The 4,954-nt window shown below is 63.5% G+C and carries 3 protein-coding genes, 4 tRNA genes and 1 pseudogene; 1 reads left to right on the top strand and 7 read right to left on the bottom strand.

What is annotated here, in order from left to right; all coding sequences use genetic code 11:
* Nucleotides 1-163 precede the first annotated feature (163 nt).
* From VMJ11_RS25550 to gltX, 5 genes are all read right to left on the bottom strand, one after another.
* Nucleotides 164-239 (bottom strand) — tRNA-Glu (locus tag VMJ11_RS25550).
* 71 nt (nucleotides 240-310) lie between these two features.
* A tRNA-Asp gene (locus VMJ11_RS25545) sits at nucleotides 311-387 on the bottom strand.
* A 75-nt stretch (nucleotides 388-462) separates the two neighbouring features.
* A tRNA-Glu gene (locus VMJ11_RS25540) sits at nucleotides 463-538 on the bottom strand.
* Between the two features lie 55 nt (nucleotides 539-593).
* Nucleotides 594-669: transfer RNA gene (locus VMJ11_RS25535), tRNA-Ala, on the bottom strand.
* A gap of 224 nt (nucleotides 670-893) precedes the next feature.
* Nucleotides 894-2,315: a glutamate--tRNA ligase gene (gltX, locus tag VMJ11_RS25530; protein WP_325622984.1), complete on the bottom strand. Its 1,422-nt coding sequence runs from the start codon at nucleotides 2,313-2,315 to the stop codon at nucleotides 894-896.
* 499 nt (nucleotides 2,316-2,814) lie between these two features.
* Here gltX and VMJ11_RS25525 point away from each other — a divergent pair, with 499 nt between their 5' ends.
* A complete protein-coding gene (locus VMJ11_RS25525; RefSeq protein WP_325622982.1) occupies nucleotides 2,815-3,759 on the top strand; it encodes a patatin-like phospholipase family protein in 945 nt (314 codons plus the stop codon).
* 105 nt (nucleotides 3,760-3,864) lie between these two features.
* Here VMJ11_RS25525 and VMJ11_RS25520 read toward each other — a convergent pair whose 3' ends face one another.
* A complete protein-coding gene (locus VMJ11_RS25520) occupies nucleotides 3,865-4,569 on the bottom strand; it encodes a C40 family peptidase (protein WP_325622980.1) in 705 nt (234 codons plus the stop codon).
* A gap of 160 nt (nucleotides 4,570-4,729) precedes the next feature.
* Nucleotides 4,730-4,954, bottom strand: a pseudogene (locus tag VMJ11_RS25515) (microcin ABC transporter ATP-binding protein); the annotation flags it as partial.

The following is a 4,954-nucleotide window of genomic DNA, read 5'->3' as shown; positions in this document are numbered from 1 at the left end:
GGACGGGACTCGAACCCGCGACCCCCGGCGTGACAGGCCGGTATTCTAACCGACTGAACTACCGCTCCAGCTTGCTGCTCATTGCTCACATCTCACCGGCGGGCGTCGGTCGATTCCCGCTGGCGGCGTCGCCTCACTACTACCTTGGCGCCGCATTTTGATTTGGCGTCCCCTAGGGGATTCGAACCCCTGTACTCACCGTGAAAGGGTGATGTCCTAGGCCTCTAGACGAAGGGGACAACACGGGCTTTCGCCTGTAATCGTCACTTTAACTAAAAAGCCCGCTCACAATTGCTGAACGGGCTCGATCTGGCGGAGCGGACGGGACTCGAACCCGCGACCCCCGGCGTGACAGGCCGGTATTCTAACCGACTGAACTACCGCTCCAGTTCGACATGACCAGATGGGCGTCGGTTGATTCCCATCAGGCGCTTCGCCGATCACATCGACGACGCTCATGTCTGGCGTCCCCTAGGGGATTCGAACCCCTGTACTCACCGTGAAAGGGTGATGTCCTAGGCCTCTAGACGAAGGGGACATGATCTTTGCAGATAATGCCTTTGCTACACTGCACTGCTTTCCTGCTGCTCTGTTGGTGGAGGTAAGCGGGATCGAACCGCTGACCTCTTGCATGCCATGCAAGCGCTCTCCCAGCTGAGCTATACCCCCTTGCAGAACAGAAGCGAGATTTTAAACATCAATTTCGCTTTCGTCAAGAGCTTTTGAATCGTTTTTTGTAGCGCTTCGAGGTTTCGTTGAAACTTCGTTGCCCGATTCTCCGGCTCTTTGCGTGAGATTTGCTGCTTTCTCGCGCCCCGTATTCAACGGAGCCCGAATACTACAAGAACTCTCGCCCGGGCGCTAGTGCCCGGGCGAAAAATTCTGCAAGATTTTTACCTGGCGCCCGAACTACCCTTCTCGAGGCGGCTCACCACCGCATCGCGGCCGAACAGCACGAGCACGGCGTCGACCGACGGCGTATGCGTCGTACCCGCCACGAGCAGGCGGGCCGGCATCGCGAGCTGCGGCATCTTGAGCTTGTGCGCGGCGAGCGTCGCCTTGAGCGCAGCCGAGACGCCCTCCTTCGTCCATTCGGCGGTCTTGAGCGTGGCGGCCAGCTCGGCGAGCGCCGGACGCACCGCGTCCGTCACGTGCTGCGCAAGCGCCTCGGCCTCCGGCTGTGGCTCACGGTAGAACATCATCGCGCTCTCGGCGATCTCCTTGATCGTGTTCGCCCGATCCTTGAAGAGCGCGACCACGCCTTCGAGCGACGGCCCCTTCGTGAGTGCGGCCTCGTCGACACCCAGCGCCGCGAAGAACGGCTTCGAAAGCTCGGCGAGCCGGGCGTTGTCCACTTCCTTCAGGTAGTGGTTGTTGAGCCAGTTGAGCTTGTTGTGATCGTACTGCGCGGGCGACTTGCCGAGATGATCGAGATCGAACCACTCGACGAACTGCTCGCGCGAGAACACTTCCGCATCGCCGTGCGACCAGCCGAGGCGCGCGAGGTAGTTGAGCACCGCCTCCGGCAGATAGCCGGCGTCGCGATAGCCCATCACGCTCATTGCCCCGTGGCGCTTGCTCATCTTCTCGCCCTGCTCGTTGAGCACCGTCGGCAAGTGAGCGTACACGGGCGGCTCGGCGCCGAGCGCACGCAGAATGTTGATCTGGCGCGGCGTGTTGTTCACGTGGTCGTCGCCGCGAATCACGTGCGTGATCTTCATGTCGAGGTCGTCCACGACTACGCAGAAGTTGTAGGTCGGCGTGCCGTCCGGGCGCGCGATCACGAGGTCATCGAGCTCTTCATTCGAGATCTCCACGCGGCCCTTCACGGCGTCGTCCCAGGCCACGACGCCCGAGAGGGGGTTGCGAAAGCGCAGCACCGGCTGCACGCCTTCGGGCGGCGTGGGGAGCACCTTGCCCGGCTCGGGGCGCCACGTGCCGTCGTAGCGGGGCTTCTCGCCGGCGGCGCGCTGGCGCTCGCGCAGCGCATCGAGCTCTTCGGTCGACATGTAGCACGGGTAGACGAGGCCCTTCTCCTGCATCTCTTTGAGCACTTCGCGATAACGGTCCATGCGCTGCATCTGGTAGAACGGGCCTTCGTCGAAATTCAGACCGAGCCACTCCATGCCTTCGAGGATCGCATCGACCGATTCGGTGGTCGAACGCTCGACGTCGGTGTCCTCGATCCGCAGCACGAAGACGCCCTTGTTGTGGCGCGCGAACGCCCAGGGATAGAGCGCGGAGCGGATGTTGCCGAGGTGGATGAAGCCGGTCGGGCTCGGCGCGAAGCGGGTACGGACGGGGGTCGTGGTCATGGGCGATTACTCGAAGACGCTGCCCTCCGGCGCACGTCGCTGGCGATGACGGCAGCAACGGCGGCGGCGGACGGCTAAGGTTCGCGGCGCATACGGCTCGCGCGGCAAGCGCGGGAACACCGGGACGCGCAGCCTCGCGCGCGCGAACGGAAATCCGGGAAAATTCGAGACCGGATTATACCCGCCGCACACCGCTTCGGCCCGGCTCGGGATCCGACGATAGCCGCCGCGGCCGCCGTGGGGCGGCGATCCCTGCGCTCTCTCGAGCCCGATTGCATGGCGACATGCGCGCCGTCATACACCGACACATCGCGTTACATGCACATCCGCTAAACCCGATGCGCTTTGCCTTATGATGTCGGCGCGCCGTCACCAGGACGCGGCGTCGCGCGCGCGAAACACAGCAACTTGGCCGCCCGCGCGAGCAGACCGGGGTATCGCGCAGTTCGTCGCACATACGCCAAAGCGACGCCAAGCGCGTGCCACATGGAGAACCTTCTTGAAGCAGTCATCGCCCTCTCTGAGCCGCCGCCACTTTTCGCTTGCGGCCGCCTCCACCGTCCTCGCCGCGTGCACGACCGCGGGCACGCAGACCGCGAACGTCACGACGCCCGCCACCACTACGCCGCCACCGCCCGTCGGCAAGCCGCCGCGCCCGATCCGCGTGGGGCTCGCGCTCGGCGGCGGCGCGGCGCGCGGCTTCGCGCATATCGGCGTGATCAAGGCGCTCGAGGCGCGCAACGTGCAGGTCGACATCGTTGCGGGCACGAGCGCGGGCTCGGTCGTCGCAGCGCTGTACGCCTCGGGCATGAACGGATTCGCGATCAACAAGCTCGCGCTGACGATGGACGAAGCCTCGATCAGCGACTGGGCCATGCCGTTTCGCACACGCGGCCTGCTGCAGGGCGTCGCGCTGCAGAACTACCTGAACACGACGCTGCGCGACCGCCCGATCGAGAAGATGGCCAAGCCACTCGGCGTCGTCGCCACCGACCTGCGCACGGGCCAGCCCATTCTATTCCAGCGCGGCAACACGGGCATCGCCGTGCGCGCGTCGTGCAGCCTGCCATCGATTTTCGAGCCGGTGAAGATCGCGGGGCATGAGTACGTGGACGGCGGCCTCGTGAGCCCCGTGCCGGCCTCGTTTGCACGCAGGATGGGCGCCGACTTCGTGATCGCCGTCGACATCTCTGCGCGCCCGGAAACGGCCTCGACGCAGAACCAGTTCGACGTGCTGATGCAGACCTTCACAATCATGGGCCAGACGATCAAGACCTTCGAGCTGGACAAGTACGCCGACGTCGTGATCCGCCCCAGTCTCAACGCGATGTCGGGCAGCGACTTCACGCAGCGCAACGCCGCGATCCTCGCGGGCGAGGAAGCCGCGGCGCGCATCATGCCGGAGCTCGAGCGCAAGCTGGCTGCCGCGCGTGCGGCGGCTTAAACGCGATCCTGCGGCGCACCCGTCAGCGTGCGCTCAAACGCAAAAAGCCCGCTTCGAAAGAAGCAGGCTTTTTGTCGGCACCCCAACTTCGTACCGAAGCCGCGATTAGTTGCCGCTGTTGCCGTCGAACTGCGCGCTCACGCGCTTGAGGCTCTGCTGCTGGTCCGGCGTGAACGAAGTCTCGACGCGCCGAGCGCCCGTGAAGCGCTTTTCCCAGTAGCCGTCGTCGAGGTCGTCGACGCGGATCGTGCTGCCGGTGGACGGCGAATGCACGAACTTGTTGTCGCCGATATAGATGCCGACGTGCGAGAACGTGCGGCGCATCGTGTTGAAGAACACGAGGTCGCCCGGCTTCAGGTTGCTCATGCTGACCTTCTCGCCCACGCGGCTCATTTCCTCGGCACGGCGCGGCAGCGACATGCCGAGCGTGTCCTGGAACACGTAGCGCACGAAGCCGCTGCAGTCGAGGCCGGAATCCGGCGTGTTGCCGCCCCAGCGGTAACGCACGCCGATCATGTTGAGTGCGCCGACAACGACATCCCCGGCCTTGCCGGCCATGCCGGAAAGGAACGCCTTGGCGCCGCCTTCGGCCGGAGCCGCCGCGGGGCTTACCTGGTTCGCGTTTTGGAGAGCGTTCTGAATAGCGGGAAGGGACTGCGCATTCGCCGTGTTGCTCGGCGAATATGAGGCATTCTGGCTAAAGCTGCTTACTTCGTCGGCGAACGCGCCGGGAGCTGCGGCCATCAGTACGCCGATGAACATCCCGGCGACGACGCGCGTGCAAGCCTGGGTCAGATATCGGTGCTGCATGGGTCGGTAGAAATTGCCCGTAAATCAGAGGGTTAGTAGAAAAGTTTGGACGATACTAGCCAGTAAGTATTTGTGTGTCAAAACAAATAGAAAAAATCAATCGCGATGTGCACTTCATTGGCGAATATCACCGAACTCCACCCTCAAGTTCCGCCAGCGCTCACCGTGCAAATGCGGCTTTCAGCAGTTTTCGGGTGTAAGGATGAGCGGGACTTTCGAAAATATTCGAGATATCGCCGGCCTCGACGATCGCCCCGTTCTGCATCACCGCAACCCGGTGCGCCATCGCGCCGATCACCTCCAGGTCATGGCTGATGAACACATAGCCCAGGTTGTACTTGCGTTGCAGATCGGTCAACAATCGCAACACCTGTTGCTGGATCGA

It is taken from the genome of Paraburkholderia sp. (assembly GCF_035501035.1).
Taxonomy (GTDB): Bacteria; Pseudomonadota; Gammaproteobacteria; order Burkholderiales; family Burkholderiaceae; genus Paraburkholderia.
Note: the sequence above shows the minus strand (reverse complement) of the source record. Positions and strands in the feature narration are given on the sequence as shown.